The 16325-nt window shown below is 70.9% G+C and carries 14 protein-coding genes and 2 pseudogenes; 11 read left to right on the forward strand and 5 right to left on the reverse strand.

Annotated features, from left to right (window positions below; translation table 11 throughout):
• From pdhA to ACWC09_RS01390, 5 genes are all read right to left on the reverse strand, one after another.
• Complete coding sequence (pdhA, locus tag ACWC09_RS01370; RefSeq protein WP_450847323.1) at positions 1 to 1071, reverse strand: pyruvate dehydrogenase (acetyl-transferring) E1 component subunit alpha; 1071 nt, start codon at positions 1069 to 1071, stop codon at positions 1 to 3.
• Positions 1068 to 2858, reverse strand: a complete 1791-nt coding sequence (gene acsA / locus ACWC09_RS01375; RefSeq protein WP_450847325.1) for an acetate--CoA ligase — start codon at positions 2856 to 2858, stop codon at positions 1068 to 1070. The genes pdhA and acsA overlap by 4 nt, the downstream gene beginning before the upstream one ends.
• Positions 2859 to 2943: 85 nt before the next feature.
• On the reverse strand, positions 2944 to 3972 hold the full coding sequence (locus ACWC09_RS01380) for an alcohol dehydrogenase catalytic domain-containing protein (protein WP_450847447.1): 1029 nt from the start codon (positions 3970 to 3972) through the stop codon (positions 2944 to 2946).
• Between the two features lie 89 nt (positions 3973 to 4061).
• A complete protein-coding gene (locus ACWC09_RS01385; RefSeq protein ID WP_450847327.1) occupies positions 4062 to 5582 on the reverse strand; it encodes a bifunctional aminoglycoside phosphotransferase/ATP-binding protein in 1521 nt (506 codons plus the stop codon).
• The gene (locus ACWC09_RS01390; RefSeq protein WP_450847329.1) at positions 5575 to 6444 is read right to left on the reverse strand and encodes a universal stress protein; all 870 of its coding nucleotides are present in this window, start codon (positions 6442 to 6444) and stop codon (positions 5575 to 5577) included. The genes ACWC09_RS01385 and ACWC09_RS01390 overlap by 8 nt, the downstream gene beginning before the upstream one ends.
• 221 nt (positions 6445 to 6665) lie before the next feature.
• On the opposite strand from ACWC09_RS01390, the pseudogene ACWC09_RS01395 reads away from it, so the two are divergent.
• From ACWC09_RS01395 to ACWC09_RS01445, 11 genes and pseudogenes are all read left to right on the forward strand, one after another.
• Positions 6666 to 6746: pseudogene (locus ACWC09_RS01395) on the forward strand (universal stress protein); the annotation flags it as partial.
• 195 nt (positions 6747 to 6941) lie between these two features.
• Positions 6942 to 7141 (forward strand): annotated as a pseudogene (locus ACWC09_RS01400) (dsRBD fold-containing protein); the annotation flags it as partial.
• 46 nt (positions 7142 to 7187) lie between these two features.
• Positions 7188 to 7646: an Hsp20/alpha crystallin family protein gene (locus tag ACWC09_RS01405; protein WP_450847331.1), complete on the forward strand. Its 459-nt coding sequence runs from the start codon at positions 7188 to 7190 to the stop codon at positions 7644 to 7646.
• Between the two features lie 119 nt (positions 7647 to 7765).
• Complete coding sequence (locus ACWC09_RS01410; RefSeq protein WP_450847333.1) at positions 7766 to 8674, forward strand: DUF1918 domain-containing protein; 909 nt, start codon at positions 7766 to 7768, stop codon at positions 8672 to 8674.
• Positions 8675 to 8988: 314 nt separating this feature from the next.
• The gene (locus tag ACWC09_RS01415; protein ID WP_450847335.1) at positions 8989 to 9888 is read left to right on the forward strand and encodes a universal stress protein; all 900 of its coding nucleotides are present in this window, start codon (positions 8989 to 8991) and stop codon (positions 9886 to 9888) included.
• Positions 9889 to 9892: 4 nt separating this feature from the next.
• Entirely contained in the window at positions 9893 to 10045 is a 153-nt protein-coding gene (locus tag ACWC09_RS01420) for a hypothetical protein (RefSeq protein ID WP_450847336.1), read from the forward strand.
• Between the two features lie 95 nt (positions 10046 to 10140).
• Positions 10141 to 11019: a potassium channel family protein gene (locus ACWC09_RS01425; RefSeq protein ID WP_450847338.1), complete on the forward strand. Its 879-nt coding sequence runs from the start codon at positions 10141 to 10143 to the stop codon at positions 11017 to 11019.
• Positions 11020 to 11461: 442 nt separating this feature from the next.
• Positions 11462 to 11881 (forward strand): CBS domain-containing protein, encoded by a 420-nt coding sequence (locus ACWC09_RS01430; RefSeq protein WP_450847340.1) that lies wholly within the window; start codon positions 11462 to 11464, stop codon positions 11879 to 11881.
• A gap of 522 nt (positions 11882 to 12403) precedes the next feature.
• Positions 12404 to 12970 (forward strand): hypothetical protein, encoded by a 567-nt coding sequence (locus ACWC09_RS01435; protein ID WP_450847342.1) that lies wholly within the window; start codon positions 12404 to 12406, stop codon positions 12968 to 12970.
• Positions 12971 to 12973: 3 nt separating this feature from the next.
• A complete protein-coding gene (locus ACWC09_RS01440) occupies positions 12974 to 14554 on the forward strand; it encodes an FAD-dependent monooxygenase (RefSeq protein ID WP_450847343.1) in 1581 nt (526 codons plus the stop codon).
• Between the two features lie 347 nt (positions 14555 to 14901).
• Complete coding sequence (locus ACWC09_RS01445; protein ID WP_450847345.1) at positions 14902 to 16287, forward strand: MFS transporter; 1386 nt, start codon at positions 14902 to 14904, stop codon at positions 16285 to 16287.
• The last annotated feature ends 38 nt before the right edge of the window (positions 16288 to 16325 follow it).

Genomic DNA, 16325 nt, shown 5'->3' on the forward strand with positions numbered 1-16325 from the left:
TCAACTCACCTCCGACGGAGTACTGGTGACATGGTGCAGGAGATGCTCCACCGGTTCCTCGGGCGCCTGCTCGGCCGCCTCCACGGCGTGGTCGACCTCTGCGGCGACCCGGCGCTCGATCCCGGCGAGCGTCTCGTCGACCGGGTCGCCGTCCTCGCGCATGCGGTCGAGGAGCCGGTTGATCGGGTCCCGGTCCTTCCAGCGCTCGACCTCCGCCTTGTCGCGGTACCGGTCCGGGTCGTACATGGAGTGGGCGCGGAAGCGGTAGGTGCGCAGTTCGAGGAAGTGCGGCCCGGCACCGGCCCTGACGGCCTCGGCGGCCCGGCGGGCGGTCTGTTCCACGGCCTCGACATCCATGCCGTCGACGGCCCAGGCGACCATGCCGTACGAGGCGGCCCGCATGGCCAGGTCGGTCTGCGCCTCGTGCCGCTCCAGGGCCGTGCCCATGGCGTAGAGGTTGTTCTCGCAGACGAGGAGCAGGGGAAGCCGCCACAGGGCCGCGAGGTTCGCCGTTTCGTGGAACTCGCCCTCGGCGAAGGCTCCGTCACCGAAGAAGCAGCAGGTGACGCGATCCTGTCCGCGCATGCGGTCGGCGAGTGCGAGGCCGGCGGCCAGGGGAAGTCCGCCGGCGACGATCGCGTTGCCGCCGTAGAATCGCCGGCTCGCGTCGAAGAGGTGCATGGATCCGCCCCGGCCGCCACTGCAGCCGGTCGTCCTGCCGTACATCTCGGCCATGACGGCTTCGGCCGTGATCCCGCGGGCCAGGGCGTGGCCGTGTTCGCGGTAGGTGGCGACGACCGCGTCCTCGTGCGTCAGGGCCTCATTGACGCCGACGGCGACGGCCTCCTCGCCGATGTACAGGTGGACGAAGCCGCGGATCTTCGTGGCGCTGTACAGCTCGACGCACCGCTCCTCGAAGCGCCGGATGCGCAGCATGGACTCCAGCAGATCCGCCCGGTGCCCGATGCTCGTCTTCTTCTTGTTGGTCGTCTTCTTGGACGTCGCGGACTTCTTTCCGGCCTTCCGGGGCGCCGGGTCCTTCCGCATGCGGGTGGGGCGGGCCAGGCTCATGAGGATCCCTCCAGGGTGGACAGGTCGCCCGTGGGCAGGCCGAGTTCACGCGCGCGCAGCAGACGGCGCATCACCTTCCCGCTGCGGGTCTTGGGCAGGTTCTGGTCGAACGCGATCTCCCTGGGTGCGACGGCGGGCCCCAGCTTGCGGCGGCCGAAGGCCAGCAGTTCTCGCTCCAGCTCCGGAGTCGGCAGGACACCGGGGCGCAGCGACACGAATGCCTTGACGACGTTCCCGGCGACCGGGTCCGGCCGTCCGATCACCCCGGCCTCGGCCACCGACGGGTGCTCCATCAGCACGCTCTCCACCTCGAACGGGCCGATCAGATGGCCGGCCGACTTGATGACGTCATCGGCGCGCCCCACGAACCAGTACCACCCGTCCGCGTCCCGGCGCACCAGGTCACCGGTCAGATACCAGCCGTCGGCGAAAGCGGCGTCGTAACGCTCCTTGTCGTGGAGATAGCCGCGGAACATCGACGGCCAGCCCGGCCGCAGCGCCAACTCGCCCTCGGTATCGGGGCTTCGCACCTGAGTGATCCTGCCGTCGATGACCAGTGCCCGGCCGTCCTCGCCCTGCTCCAGCACGGTCGCCTCGACGCCGGGCAGTGGCCGCCCCATCGAGCCGGGCCGGATCTCACAGGCGGCGAAGTTCGCGATCATGATGCAGCCGGTCTCCGTCTGCCACCAGTTGTCGTGCACCGGCAGGCCCAGCACGTCCCGGCCCCACAGGACGGCCTCCGGGTTGAGGGGCTCGCCGACGGAGGCGATGAAGCGCAGCGCCGACAGGTCGTGGGAGCGCGGCAGGTCGTACGGGCCCTCGCGCGGTGTGGCGCGCATCAGCATCCGCAGGGCCGTGGGAGCGGTGTACCAGACACTGACCCGCTGTTCGCCGAGGATCCGGTACCAGCGCCGGGCGTCGTAGTCCCCCTCGTCGACGACCACCGTCACGCCGTGGACGAGGGGGGCGACGATCCCGTACGACATGCCGGTGACCCAGCCGGGATCGGCGGTGCACCAGTACACGTCCTCCGGGTGCAGGTCGAGGGCGTACGCGGCCGTGGCGTAGTGGGCGACCACCGCCTCGTGGACGTGGACCGCGCCTTTGGGGGCGCCGGTGGTGCCGCTGGTGAAGTGCAGCAGGGCCATGTCGTCGGGCGAGGTCGGTGGGATGGTGAAGGTGTCCGGGGCGGCGGTCATCAGGTCGTCGAAGGAGACGGTGCCGGGCAGTTCCGCGGTGCCGGGCCCGACGATCAGGAGGTGTTCCAGTCCGGGAACCGAGGTCCGGCGTTCGGCGACCTTGCGCCGGTAGAGGGCCGCGGTGGTGACCAGGACCCGTGCGTCCCCGAGGCGCAGCCGCTGCTCCACCGGATCGGGGCCGAAGGCGGAGAAGAGCGGGCAGAGCACGCTGGTGTTCTTCAGCGTGCCCAGCACCGTGGTGTACAGCTCGGGGCAGCGGCCGAGCAGGGTGAACACCCGGTCGCCGCGGCCGACGCCGAGTGACCTCAGGACGTTCGCGAAGCGGGCTGTGTCTCGGGCCAGTTCGGCGTACGTGACGCTGGAGGCGGAGTCGTCCCGGGCGACGCACCGCAGGGCGACCTTGTCCGCGTGGTCGGACGCCGCGTGCCGGTCGACCGCCTCGTGGGCCATGTTGAGCCCGCCCCCGGGCAGCCCGGCCAACTCGGTACGCGCCTGTGACCAGGTGAAGGCCGAGCGGGCCCGGTCGTAGTCGGCGAGACGGGGTGGGACGCTCGATGTCGTGTCCTTGCTGACGGTTTCCCAGCGCATCGGTGCTCCTCCCGGCACTGCGCCCCGGCCCGCTTCTTGACCGGGGGACCGGCCGGCCCGTTCGGGTTCCTGCTTCCTGTCCCTCTCACTGCCGGTGCAGCACGACCTTGAGGGCACCCGTGGTGGCGCCCTGCGAGAACACCTCGTAGGCGTGTTCCATCCGGTCGAGGCCGAAGGAGTGGGTGACCAGCTGGGAGACGGGCAGGTGTCCGAACCTCAGCAGCTCCAGCAGCCACGGCGTGGAGGACGTGTCCACCTGGCCGGTGCTGATCGTCACGTTCTTGCGCCACAGGGACTCGAGGTGCAGCGTGGCCGGTCTGCCATGCGTCCCGATGTTGGCGATATGCCCTCCCGCCCGGACGGCCTGGGTGCACAGGACGAAGCCGTCCGGTTCGCCCGATGCCTCGATGGCGACGTCGGCACCCGGTCCCTCGGACAGCTCGGCGATCATCTTTCCCGGCACTTCGGCGGCATCGGCCCCCATGCGGGCGGCGGCTTCCAGCCGGGCCTCGGACAAGTCCACCACGATGACCTGGCGGGGTGAGTACAGCCGTGCGACCGCGACCGTGGCGAGACCGACGGGACCCGCGCCCACCACGACCACAGTGTCCCCAGGGCCGACATGTCCGTTCCGTACTCCGACCTCGTAGGCGGTGGGGAGGACCTCGGCGAGCAGAAGCGCGTCGTCGAGCGGGATGGCGGGAGGCCGACGGTGGGTGGAGTACTCCGCGAAGGGGACCCGTACGAACTCGGCCTGTGTTCCGTTGATCTGGTTTCCCAGGATCCAGCCACCGCCCCCGCGGCATTGCCCGCGCCTGGTGTCCCGGCACGCCTGACAGCGGCCACAGGCCGAGACGGACGACACGATCACCTGGTGGCCGGGGCTCAGTCCGCGGACGGCGCGGCCGACCTCCATGACCTCGCCCACGGCCTCGTGGCCAAGGACCGTTCCCGGCTTCACCTCGGGGAGGTCTCCTCGCAGGATGTGCAGATCGCTGCCGCAGACGGTGGCGGCGTCGACGCGCACGATCGCGTCGGTCGTCTCCTCCATCGCGGGGTCGGGGACGGTGTCCCAGGAGATGTGTCCCGGGCCGTGATAGACGAGCGCTCGCACGGTACTCACTCCCTCGCTCCCCCACCTCCACGGTCGCCCCGGCGGAGGACCCCGGCAACACGGACCGCCGCGCCGTGGTGCATCTCCCGTCAGTCCGGCTCCATGCGGGGGCGGCGGAAGACCGGGGCCTGACCCGTGCCCCAGGGGCGTACGGCTGCCAGCGCCCGGGTGACCACGGACTCCAACGGGCCACGGGTGTCGAGGGCGATCGCCTCGGGCCACGCGGGTTCCCTCGCCGCCATGGCGGCGGCGATGTCGAGGTCGGCATCGGACGGGCCGGAGGCACGCGTCCTCAGGCGGTCCGCCGACACGTCGTCCGGAACGTGGCAGCGCAGGGCCACCAGGTCGGCGCTGGTGCGTTCGGCAACGCGCCGTGCCGCCTCACGCTGTGTCGTGTCGGACCAGGTGGCGTCCAGGACGACCGATTCGCCGGCGGACAGCAGGGCGGCCGCGCGGTCGAGGAGGGTGGCGTAGGTTCTGGCGGTCCACTCGGGTGTGTACAGGCCCTCGCCGTAGCCGGCCGCCGCGGACTGCTCCGCGGGAATGCCCGCCAGTTCCTTGCGGACGCGATCGCTGCTGAGCAGAGTGACCCCCAGCCGGTCGGCCAGCGCACCGGAGAGCGTGGACTTCCCGCTGCCCGGCGGCCCGCCGACGACGGTCAGGCCGACAGCGGAGGTGCGCAGGTGGCGCAGCGTCGTCGAGACCAGCCGTCGTGCCGCGGTCTCCGCGCCCGGTGCGCCCTGGCGGGCCTGGATCAGGGAGACCTTGGCGCGGACGAACGCGCGGTAGGCGACATAGTGGTGCCACAGTGACGCGGGAGCGGGATCTCCGGAGTATTCGCCGTAGCACGCGAGGAAGTGGGCGGCGGCCTCCGGGGCGCCGAGCTGTTCCAGGTCCATGGCGAGGAAGGCGGCGTCGTCCAGGCCGTCGACGTAGCGAAGCCGGTCGTCGAACTCCAGGCAGTCCAGGACGCGGGGGCCGTCGTCGAGGCAGAAGACGTCCTCGGCGAGGAGGTCTCCGTGGCCGTCGACCACCCGCCCTTGCTCGATACGGGACGCGAACAACCGCTCGCGTCCTGCGAGATAGCGGCGCACCAGTTGTTCCGTCTCCGTCATTCCCTGCGGCACGGAGCCGTCGTGGGCCAGGGCGTGGACCTGCGCGAAGCCGGCTTCCCACCGCGACGACAGGGCGTCCCGCGTGCCCTGCTCGTCCACGTCCGGGCCGCGGGGCGCATCCGCGTGCCATGCGGCGAGGTGCCGGGCGATGTGCCGCAGGACGTCGTCCAGGGCGGCCCCTTCTCGTACCAGGTGGGAGAGACGCCGGTCCGCGGGCATGCGTCGCATCACCACGAGGGGCTCGGGACCTTCGGCGTCCGGGCCGCTGAACTCGCCCAGGCCCAGATAGACGTCGGGGGCGAAGCGGCGGTTGAGAGCGACTTCGCGTTCGCACGCTGTGCGGCGCGCCGCTTGCGTGGTGTAGTCCAGGAATCCCAGGTCCACCGGTTTCTTCATCTTGTAGGCGCGGTCCCCGGCGAAGAACACGATCGCGGCATGGGTCTCGCACACCTCCGCACGCCGGGGCGGTGGCCCGTGGTGGCCGGACTCAGTCATGGGGGACAACGGCGACGGGGCAACGCCCGTGATGAATGGCGGCGTGGGCGACCGGACCCAGGTGGGGTGCCAAGCCGTGCCGGTGTGTCCGGCGTCCGACGACCAGCAGCGCGGCACCTTCGGCGGCCCGCAGAACGGCCTTGGCGGGGCTGGCGAGACGGATGCTGTCGGCCACGTCCACCTGCGGGTACTTCTCGCGCCAGGGACGCAGCGCCTTGCTCAGCTCCCTCTGCGCGTCCCGCGTCATCTCTTCGGTGACCTCGTGGTCCACCCCCCAGGGAACGCGCGCGTGAAGCGGCACACTCCGGCCGTGCACCGCCACCAGCGGAACCTCCCTGGCCGCGGCGGTGTGGAAGGCGAAGTCGAGCAGGTCGTCGGAGGATCCGTTCAGTCTCAGGGCCGCGACCACACGGCCCGCGGGTGCCGGATGTGCTCCCGCCACGGGGGTTTCGGCGCGGACGAGTACCACCGGCCGCTGCGCCCGGGCCACGACCGGCATGCTGACGTCGCCCAGGAAGTAGCTCTCGATCGGCTCCAGCCCCCGTGAGCCGAGCACGATCATCTCGGATTCCGACGCCGCCTGGAGCAGGGCGTTCTGGGCGTCGTCGGCCACCAGGCTCCCGACAATGGTCAGGCCCGGGTGGCGGGCTTGCAGTTCGGCCCTGGCGGTGTGCACAAGGCGTTTCGCCCAGTAGTTCTGATCGACCTCGGAGGAAGCGTGGGCGGGCTCCGGCGCGAGCAGGGGCCACGCGTGCAGCAGACGCAGCGTGAGCCTGCGCTTCTCGGCCTCGTCAGCGGCCCAGTGAGCGGCTGCGAGGCTGTCCGGTGAGCCGTCGAGGCCCACGGTGACGGCTTGCTGCATGGCGGCGGCCTCCGTCTCGTACGAAGCTGAATGCGGCGGTGGATGACGGTGAACGAGTCCGATGAAGTGCATGCTCCGGACGTCGCTGACATGCCGGGCGCGGTGCTGCTGTCCTTCGAGAAGTACCCCAATCCCCTCCCCGGCGCATGTGGAGCCGAGGAGGAGGCCGGGCACGTGGCACCCGCCACGAGAGGAGACAGACGCCGTGGTGATTCCCCCCGGTGGTCGGCGTCGACGGGTCCGAAGCCAGTCTGGAGGCGGTGGACTGGGCCGCTGACGAGGCGGTCCGGCACAGCGTGCCGCCACCTCCTGCATGCGGCGGCCGGTGACCGCGAGCCGTCCGACGTGATCGGTGCCGCTTCGGAACGCGTCGAGGACCAGATGCCGGCCGCCTCCGTGCGGCAAGCCCCAGAACCAGCCCCATCAGGATCGCATCGGTCCGTACCGAGGTGAGGAGGAGAGCGATGCCGCATACGTTGGAATAGACGGTTCGTCTTCTGTTCGAGGACGACGCCGGGACGACGAAGGCACCTGTGACCCTGGATACCGGCACCACAGAAATCACAGGTCACGGGAGCGCGCACTGCCATCCGGCGGACTCGAACGTGCCGGAGATCGGTGACGAACTGGCCGCGGAGGCCGGGCCATGAACGACCCGGCCCGACAGTTGCTGAAGACCGCCGAGCGCGACATCGAGGACATACACAGCGACCCCCAAGGCAGAAGTCAAGGAGGGATCAGCCATGACGCATCCCGCACGACACAGCAGAGGTGGGCTTCCGGCAGCCCTGCGGGAGCTGGAGGACCTGCGTACCAGGGTGGACCAGCTCATGCACGCCGCCTTTCCCGGTGCCGGCTTCCCCGGGTTCGGCGTGGCCGAGCCATGGGCACCCCTCGCTGACATCGAGGACACCGAGGACGCCTACCTGGTGGAACTGGAGCTGCCCGGAGTGGACAAGGACCAGATCACCGTGGAGGTCGCCGAGGGCGAACTCGATGTCCACGGTGAGATCAGGGAGAAGGAACACACCGGGGCGGTCCGTCGGCAGACCCGTCACATCGGCCAGTTCGACTACCGCACGATTCTGCCGTCGAACTCCGACACCGAGCACATCAGCGCGGATCTGAACAACGGAGTCCTCACGGTGACGGTCCCCAAGACCGAGAAGGGCAAGGCTCAGCGCATCGAGATCACCGACTGAGCCGGTCGACGGCCGTGCGGGAGCGAGGCGGGGCAGCCTCCCAGGCTGGTCGGTCCCGTGCGGCCGCCCGTCGCGCGTGGCACGTTGGACACAGCAATTCCGCGGAGAGGGCGGAAGTCATGCGAGCTCACCTCGGCGACCAACTCGTCATCGAACGCACGACGACCGGCGCCGTCAAGCGCGACGGCGAGATCGTCCGACTCCATCACGAGGACGGAACGCCTCCTTACGACGTGCGCTGGTCGGACACCGACGAAGTGACGCTCGTGTTCCCCGGGCCCGACGCGCACATCCGCCATCTCGAACACGGACAGCCCGGGAGCACCTACGCGCCCTCCGGCCCCGACACGGCCGAGGCGGAGGCCATGCCGCCCAGGGCATCCGCCCCCGGTGACATCGGCCGACGTGTGGCCCTCGAACGCCGGAGACAGAACCTCAGCCGAGAGGAAACGGCCCGCCGCGCCGGCATGGCCTCCGGCTATCTGGAGTACCTGGAGGAGCGGCCCGCCGACCCGAGTGCGGCGACCCTCATCAGGCTGGCCGACGCGCTGGGCACCACCGTCGCCACCCTGCGCGGAGGAGGAATGGATCTGCCACCCGGCCAAGGACGGGCACTGCTGCGTCCCCAGCTGCGGGACATCGGCCCGGAGGAATGCCGCACCTTGCTCTCCACCCACGGCGTGGGGCGCATCGCGGTGTCGGCGTCCGACGGCCGCCCGGCGGTCGTGCCGGTCAACTACGACGTCGTCGATGACGCGATCGTCTTCCGGACCGCGGCGGACCTCACACCCGCGGCAGCTGTCGGAACCGAGGTCGCCTTCGAGATCGATCATATGGACGAGGCCCTGAGTCAGGGCTGGAGCGTCCTCGCCGTGGGCCGCGCGAGCGTCGTGACGGAGCCCGACGCCGTGCGCAGGCTCACCGAACACGCCCACACCACGCCATGGCCGGGCGGTGAACGCGAGATGTGGGTGTCGATCCGCCCCGCGCACCTCACCGGCCGCCGCATCACTCCAGCCGATGAATAGTCCAGATGCGGGCCACGGAGGAGCGACTCCCGCCCAACGAGTCCGCCCTGGTACACGGCGCGGGGGCCGCGACGTCGACGCACAACGGGTAGCCCCGGCCGTGGCGCGCCGGACGGCTCCCGCCGGGAAGGTCACCGCATCGCTCACGATGTTCGGGGTCTCAGGCATGTAAGTCTCCAGCGCCGTCGCGACCCGGCGCGCCGCAACCCCGCTGCCCGATCCGAGTGCCGGCCCGTATGTCGCGTCGGCGCGCGGGCGGTGCGACGGTATTCACAGGGGGTCTGTCAGCAACGGGACAAAAGGCGGTGGGCACGATGGAACTCCCGCTGGTCGTGGGCGTCGACGGATCGGAATCCAGTCTGCTGGCGGTGGACTGGGCCGTGGACGAAGCGGCCCGCCACGGCCTGCCGCTGCGGCTCGTCCATGCCTCCCTCTGGGAACGTTACGAAAGAGCCCGGCCCCTCTTCAGCACCGATCGCCCCGCCGGAGAGGTCATGGCGCAGAACATCGTCGCCTCCTGCGCGGAACGCGCCCGGCTTCGCGACCCCGAGGTGAAGGTGTCGAGCGACGTGCTGGCCGCGGATGCGGTGTCCACGCTGCTTCGGGCGGGGTCCGAAGCGTTCGCCCTGGTCACGGGCGTTCATGGGCGCGGCGAGGTCGCCGGGCTGCTGCTGGGGTCGGTCAGCCTCACGGTGGCGGCTCGCGCCATGTGCCCGGTCATCGTCGTCCGAGGCGAGCAGCGCAACCTTCGAGGGTCCCTCGGCCGGGTCGTGGTGGGAGTCGGCGATGCGACCGGCGGCTCGGGCGCCGTACGGTTCGCCGCCCGAGAGGCCGAGGCACGGGGCTGCGCCCTGACCGCGGTGCGGGCCTGGCGCAGCCCGGTTCAGGAGCCGGGCTCCCCTCCCGCAAAGTCCGCCCCGGAGGACCCGCGGCTCGCGGCGCACACCCCGGTGGCGCCCGAGGAGCAGGTCTCGGCCACGCTCGACGACGCGCTGCGCGAGGTCGTACGGGAACACCCCCGCGTCGATGTCAGCCGCCGCGCGGTCGAGGGCCCCGCCCACCGTGTCCTGCTGGAGGCATCGGCCGATGCCGACCTGATCGTCGTCGGTGCTCTGCGCCGGCACGGGCACTTCGGTCTGCAACTCGGCAGTGTCGCCCACGCCCTGCTGCACCACTCCGCCTGCCCGGTCGCCGTCGTCCCGCACCGGGTCTGACACCGTGCAGGCCCCGCCGCCGGAGCGGCGGCCGGAGATCGGCGTGCCCGACTCGGAGGAGTCGGCGACCCACACGGTGGCGGCGGACCGGGCCGTGACCGTGGCGCCGGGGGAGACCTGCCCGCTCGTCCTGAAGGCGGACGATCCGAGCGCATGAGCGTGGCGTACCCGCGTCCGGGCCGTCACGCGCCGCCCAAGGCCTAGGCTCCAAGCGGGTTTCCGTTTCATGCCAAAGGGCCGTGGGAGACGCGGATGAAATGGTTGGTCTCGCTGGTCGGCGCCGGGCTCGTCATGATCACCCTGCGAGACCTGTTCCACACGCTCTGGCACCCCACCCGCCACGGTGGCCTGAGCCGCCTCGTGATGACGGCCCTGTGGCGCCTCGCCCGGCGTCTCCGCGCGCCCGGCCGCGTGGTCGGGCTCGTCGGACCGCTCGCCATGGTCACGGTCGTGAGCATGTGGGCCGTCACCGTCGTACTCGGCTGGGCGATCGTCTACTGGCCCCACATGCCCGGGGCGTTCACCTTCTCCCCCGGTTCCCAGGCGGCACAGCAGCCGGCGCTGCTCGACTCCGTATACCTGTCGCTCGTCACGGTGGCCACCCTGGGACTGGGCGACATCGCACCGGACGAGGCCTGGCTCCGTCTGGTCTCACCACTCGAAGCCCTCATCGGTTTCGCCCTCCTGACGGCCACCGTCTCCTGGGTGCTGGAGATCTATCCGGCGCTGACCCGCAGGAGGGTCCTCGCCATCCGACTGGCTCTGCTGCGCGACGCGGAACCGACGACGGGGCAGATCGACTGCACCGCGGGCGCGCTGCTGCTGGACAGCCTGGCCACCGAAGTCGCCCGCGTCCGCATCGACTTCACCCAGTACGCCGAGGCGTACTACTTCCATGACGGGGAGGACCACTCCTCGCTGGCGGCCATGGTCGGCTACGCCGCCGTGCTCGCCCGGCGCGGCCAGGCGGCGGAACGACCTGAGGTACGGCTCGCGGGTGCCCTGCTCGCAGGCGCGTTGAAAGACCTCGCCGACATCCTCGACCAGCGCTTCCTCCACACGGGCGGCCCGCCGACGGAAGTGTTCGCCGCATACGCCGCCGACCACGGCCGCGACGACACGCAGCCGTGAACAAGCAAGGGTGGCACTCCGAGAGACGGGGTTCCGTCCTCAAGGGGCGGCCGGTCACAGGACGGGAGCGGTTATCACCCAGCACGCAGAGCCGTCCGGACACACCTCAGCGACGGTCGTCGTCCTGCTCGTGGCGGCCGCCCTGACGATCGCCACCCGCGATCTCTCCGACGCCTCCGTGATCCTGCTCGTTGATCACCGTGAACACCGTGGTCGGCTCGTGCAGGAGGTGCGGGCGGAAGAGGCCGTCCCGTTCCTGCTGATCGCGGTGGGAACGCCCTCGGTCTCCATATCGCCGTCGAGCGCACCGCCACGCGGTGGTTCCCCGGCATGCGCACGGGAGGTAAGGAGCCGACACTGGTCATGAGGAAGAGACCGGCCGGGGCGGGTCAGACTCCACGAGTTCCGCCCGCGCCGACAGCGACGCCGGAAGGACACGACCATGACGACCGCCCAGGAGATCATGCACGCCGGTGCCACCTGCGTACAGGAAAGCGAAACGCTTCAGGACGCGGCACGCAGGATGAAGGAACTGGACGTGGGGGCCCTGCCGATCTGCGGGCCGGACGACCGACTCCATGGAATCATCACGGACCGCGACATAGTGGTGAAGTGTCTCGCAAGGGGCAAGGACCCCAGGACCATGACCGCCGGCCAGCTGGAGCAGGGCAAACCGATCACGATCGATGCCAAGGCCGATGCCGGCCAGGTCCTGCACACCATGGAGGAGCACAGGATCCGTCGACTGCCGGTGGTCGACGACCATCGCCTCGTCGGCATGATCAGCGAGGCGGACCTCGCACGTCACCTTCCCGAGGACCAGGTGGGCCACTTCGTCGAGGTCGTCTGCGCGACCTCCTGACCGACCTGTCATTCCCGGGCGAGTCGTCGTCGAACATCGGTCGCCGATGTCCTCGACACCGAAGGAGCGAAACTGACGGCCGAACTCGGTGGCCCCACCCGGTATGCGCACCTGGACGTCAGCGTCGAGGACGACTGGCATCCTCGAATGGGGAACCATCGAGGGACAGCCCCCCTTCCGCCGTGGCATCGACGTCGACCTTCAGGGCTCCTGGCTGGGCATGCGTACGGCTGCCCCTTCCCTTCGTCGGGCGGGTGGAGGCGTGATCGTGAACATCTCGGCTCCGATGCCTGCGTAGCCGGTGATGCCGCAGAGTGAGGAGCTACGCAGCAGCAAGGCGAAGCTCCTGGGGCCTCTCCCACTCGTCCACGGGTGTGCTTGTGGTGGTGTGGTCGGTGGCGTACAGGTGGTGGACGTCGTGGCACGCTGTGCCCGGGAGTCGCCGACGTCGACACGAGCGGCGCCCTGGAGGCAGCGGCTGTCCCGGCGCTGGCGGCCGTCCGCTTCGGGAGGAGGCCCATCATGGGTGAACAGAGACCCCTCGCCCCTGGCGAGGCGTGGCGGGCAGTGGCCGCATGCTTCCTCGCCACCGTCCCGCTGCTCGCGCGGCGCCGGGTGCGTCTGTCGAGAGAACGGCTGGGAATGAGGCTGTGCTTCGCCGACGGCACCTCTGCCCGCGTGTACCGGGAGACCCGTCTGGGCAGCGGCTTGGCGAAGGACCCGTGCACGATGGTGGTCGAATTCCGGCTGCGCCTGGTCCGCGGGCCGGCGCACGCCCTGTTCCGCGCGGAGAGCCTGCTGAACACCCCGCTGTTCGTCGGCTTCCCCGGGTTCACCTCGAAGCTGTGGCTGACCCACGACGAACGCAACCGTTACCGCGGTGTGTACGAGTGGGACGGCCAGGAGCGCGCCGAACACTATGCGCGTTCGCTGTGGCGGGTTCTGGAGCTGGTCAGCGTGCCGGGCTCGATCCACTATGCCGCCCTGCCCGGGCTGCGCCGCGACGAGGTCCTCGCAGATCCCGGGCTGGCCGAGGGCCTGGCGCCGGACGCCACCGCGGCATGGTGGCGCATCAAGAGCACGGCATGAAACATGGCATCGGCGACAGCGGTGGACGTCCTTGTGGTCGGGGCCGGTCCGACCGGACTCACCCTGGCACTGCAGGCCCATGACCACGGAGCGCGGGTCCGGGTCATCGAGCGGCGTCCCGGCGCGTTCCGGCCCTCTCGCGCGCTCATTCTGCACCCACGCACCCTGGAGGTCCTGCGCCCGCTCGGCGTCACGGACGCGCTGCTGGAGCTGGCGGACACCGCCCCGGCGGTCGGGCTTCATCTCGGCTCCCGCGTCGTCGAAGCCAGTCTCGCCGACCTCGCCCTGCCCGACACTGCGTTTCCGCATCTGTCACTGATGCGGCAGACCGACGTCGAGAGAGTGCTGGCCCAGGCGCTGGCCGACCGCGGGGTGGCGGTGGAACGGGGCACCGAACTGGTCGCCGCCCGCGATGACCAGCACAGCGCGTGGGCCGTGCTGCGCTCGCAGCAGGGTGCGGAGGAGATCCGCTGCCCCTTTGTCGTCGGCTGTGACGGCCCGGCCAGTACCGTGCGGGTCTGCGCCGGCATCGGGTGGCACGGCCGGCCCTACGCCGAAGAGGTGGTCCTCGCCGACCTCGATCTCAGCGGCGACTCCGGCTGTTCCGGTGCCCAGGTGTTCGCGGGGCGTCAAGGACTGCTGTTCCTCTTCCCGCTCGGAGAGCAGGCCGCCTGGCGGCTGCTGGCCACACGAGCGTCCGCCGGCGGGTCCGGACTGGACTTCGGCCAGCCCGGACCCGCCGTCCCGTTTGCCGATCTGCAGCGGCTTCTGAGCGACGCCGGGCTGGACGCCCGGATCGAGCGCCTCGCGTGGTCCGCGCGGGTACCCCTGCAGTGCAGCCTCGCCGCACGATTCCGTCGCGGGCGGCTCTTCCTCGCAGGGGACGCGGCTCACAACTACTCTCCGGCCACCGGCCAGGGCATGAACGCCGGCATCCAGGACGCGGTGAATCTCGGCTGGAAGCTCGGCTTTGCGGCGAACCGCTCCGGGGGCGAGGCCGCGGGCGGGCTCGGTGGCGAAGTGCTGCTCGACTCCTACGACGCGGAGCGCCGGCCGGCCGCCCACCGACGGCTGATCCTCACGCATACGGTGTTCTGGGCAGAGGCGTCGACCGGCCGGATCCCCTCGTGGCTGCGCGCGGTGGCAGCTCCGCGCGCGGCCCCGGCTGTGCCGATCCTCCTGGACCGGCGACGGCTGGTCGCCGAAGGCATCCGCTTCATCTCCCAGCTGCGGGTGAACTACAGGCACAGCGCCCTCTCGGTGGAGGGAAGACCGCGCCTGCGTGGTGCACCTCGCCCGGGAGACCGCCTTCCCGACGCGACCGTCAGCGTCGGAGGGCCTCGGCAACGGTTGCACGGGCTGCTCGCCGGTCCGGGCGTGCACGTGCTGCTGCAGCGCGACGCCACCCCGCTGCCGGACGCGGTGCTCGGTCCGCGCGTCACCGTCCTCCGGCTGAGGAACAGCCCCGGCCGCGGCCTGATCACGGTCCGCCCGGACGGGCATGTCGGCTTCCGGTGCGGGACCGCCGACGCGGCCGGGCTGAGCGACTGGCTCTCACTGATCGGCGCCGTCGCATCGCCATGAGGCCGGCCGTGACCGCCGCGGGAGTCCGAGGCTACGACGTGTCGGCTATTGGCCCGATGGGAGAGCCCGCTCGGCGCTACCAGCAGGGCTCTCCGCCACCGACGCGGCCTGTGCCGCTACCCGGAGTCAGCACCCCACCTCCACATCAGGCCTGACCAGTGCAACTCGGGCAGCACGCTCGCGGGCTCGATAGCGGCTCCACCGAGGCTCCGGCGGCACTCTCATGGAGGCCGCACGCACCTCCGTACGCAGAACTATGGTGTCCCACCACATGTGCCACTGACCTGCGGATTCCTACGGTATGGCGACACGAACCCGTCCCCGCCAACCGCTTGGAAGTGGTGCCGATGTCCTCCCCCGCGACCGCTCCGCCAACCCCCGCCGGCCTCAAGCGCATCGTCGCCGCGTCCCTCATCGGCACGACCATCGAGTGGTACGACTTCTTCCTCTACGGTTCCGCGGCCGCCCTGGTCTTCAACAAGCTGTTCTTCCCGGACTCCGACCCGCTCGTCGGCACGCTCCTCTCCTTCCTGACGTACGCCGTCGGATTCGCCGCCCGCCCGCTCGGTGCGCTCGTCTTCGGGCACTACGGCGACCGGATCGGGCGCAAGAAGCTGCTGGTGCTGAGTCTGCTGCTGATGGGCGGGGCGACGTTCTCGATCGGGCTGCTGCCCACGCACGCGACGGTCGGAGCCGCCGCTCCCGTGCTGCTCACCACCCTGCGCCTGATCCAGGGCTTCGCGCTGGGCGGCGAGTGGGGCGGCGCCGTACTGCTCGTGTCCGAGCACGGGGATGCGCGGCGGCGCGGTTTCTGGGCGTCGTGGCCGCAGACCGGGGCGCCCGCAGGGCAGTTGCTCGCTACCGGCGTGCTGTCGCTGCTGACGGCCGTGCTCTCGGACGACGCCTTCGGGACGTGGGGCTGGCGGATCCCGTTCCTGCTCTCCGGCGTGCTGGTGGTCGTCGGTTTGTGGATTCGTCTTTCTGTCGATGAATCGCCGGTCTTCAAGCAGGCGTCGGCGCAGGCCGAGGCCCGTAAGGCCGACCGGACCGCGCAGGCCGAGAAGCTGCCGCTCGTGTCCGTGCTGCGCCACCACTGGCGCGACGTGCTGGTCGCGATGGGCGCGCGGATGGCGGAGAACATCAGCTACTACGTCATCACCGCGTTCATCCTCGTCTACGCCACCACGTCCGCAGGTGTCTCCAAGCAGACCGCTCTCAACGCCGTGCTGATCGCGTCGGCCGTGCACTTCGCGGTCATCCCGGCGTGGGGCGCGCTGTCCGACCGCGTCGGGCGGCGTCCGGTGTACCTGTTCGGCGCGGTCGGCATCGGCCTGTGGATGTTCCCGTTCTTCTCCCTCGTCGACACCGGCGGCTTCGGCAGTCTGATCCTCGCCGTCACCGTGGGGCTCGTCCTGCACGGCGCGATGTACGCACCCCAGGCCGCCTTCTTCGCCGAGATGTTCGCGACCCGGATGCGCTACTCCGGTGCCTCCATCGGCGCCCAGTTCGCCTCGGTGGCCGCCGGTGCACCGGCCCCGCTGATCGCCACCGCGCTGCTGGCCGACTACGACAGCTCCACCCCGATCGCGCTGTACGTCATCGCCGCGGCCGTCCTGACAGTCGTCGCCGTCGCGGCGGCCAAGGAGACGCGCCGTCGCGACCTGGCCGACATCGAGTCGTCCGCGGGAGTGGAGCCCGCGAGGGCCGAAGCTGCGGACGCCCCGACCCGCTGAGCGAGCCCACCGGCCCTCGCGCGCCCTCGCGTGCGAGG

It is taken from the genome of Streptomyces sp. NPDC001617 (assembly GCF_053596855.1).

Bases quoted from the DNA above. Each gene is read 5' to 3' on its own strand.
- ACWC09_RS01435 (WP_450847342.1), top strand. From the start codon at position 12,404: ATGGGTGAACAGAGACCCCTCGCCCCTGGCGAGGCGTGGCGGGCAGTG.
- ACWC09_RS01430 (WP_450847340.1), top strand. From the start codon at position 11,462: ATGACGACCGCCCAGGAGATCATGCACGCCGGTGCCACCTGCGTACAG.
- ACWC09_RS01425 (WP_450847338.1), top strand. From the start codon at position 10,141: ATGAAATGGTTGGTCTCGCTGGTCGGCGCCGGGCTCGTCATGATCACC.
- ACWC09_RS01440 (WP_450847343.1), top strand. From the start codon at position 12,974: ATGGCATCGGCGACAGCGGTGGACGTCCTTGTGGTCGGGGCCGGTCCG.
- ACWC09_RS01445 (WP_450847345.1), top strand. From the start codon at position 14,902: ATGTCCTCCCCCGCGACCGCTCCGCCAACCCCCGCCGGCCTCAAGCGC.
- ACWC09_RS01385 (WP_450847327.1), bottom strand. From the start codon at position 5,582: ATGACTGAGTCCGGCCACCACGGGCCACCGCCCCGGCGTGCGGAGGTG.
- ACWC09_RS01415 (WP_450847335.1), top strand. From the start codon at position 8,989: ATGGAACTCCCGCTGGTCGTGGGCGTCGACGGATCGGAATCCAGTCTG.
- ACWC09_RS01390 (WP_450847329.1), bottom strand. From the start codon at position 6,444: ATGCAGCAAGCCGTCACCGTGGGCCTCGACGGCTCACCGGACAGCCTC.
- ACWC09_RS01410 (WP_450847333.1), top strand. From the start codon at position 7,766: ATGCGAGCTCACCTCGGCGACCAACTCGTCATCGAACGCACGACGACC.
- acsA (WP_450847325.1), bottom strand. From the start codon at position 2,858: ATGCGCTGGGAAACCGTCAGCAAGGACACGACATCGAGCGTCCCACCC.
- pdhA (WP_450847323.1), bottom strand. From the start codon at position 1,071: ATGAGCCTGGCCCGCCCCACCCGCATGCGGAAGGACCCGGCGCCCCGG.
- ACWC09_RS01405 (WP_450847331.1), top strand. From the start codon at position 7,188: ATGACGCATCCCGCACGACACAGCAGAGGTGGGCTTCCGGCAGCCCTG.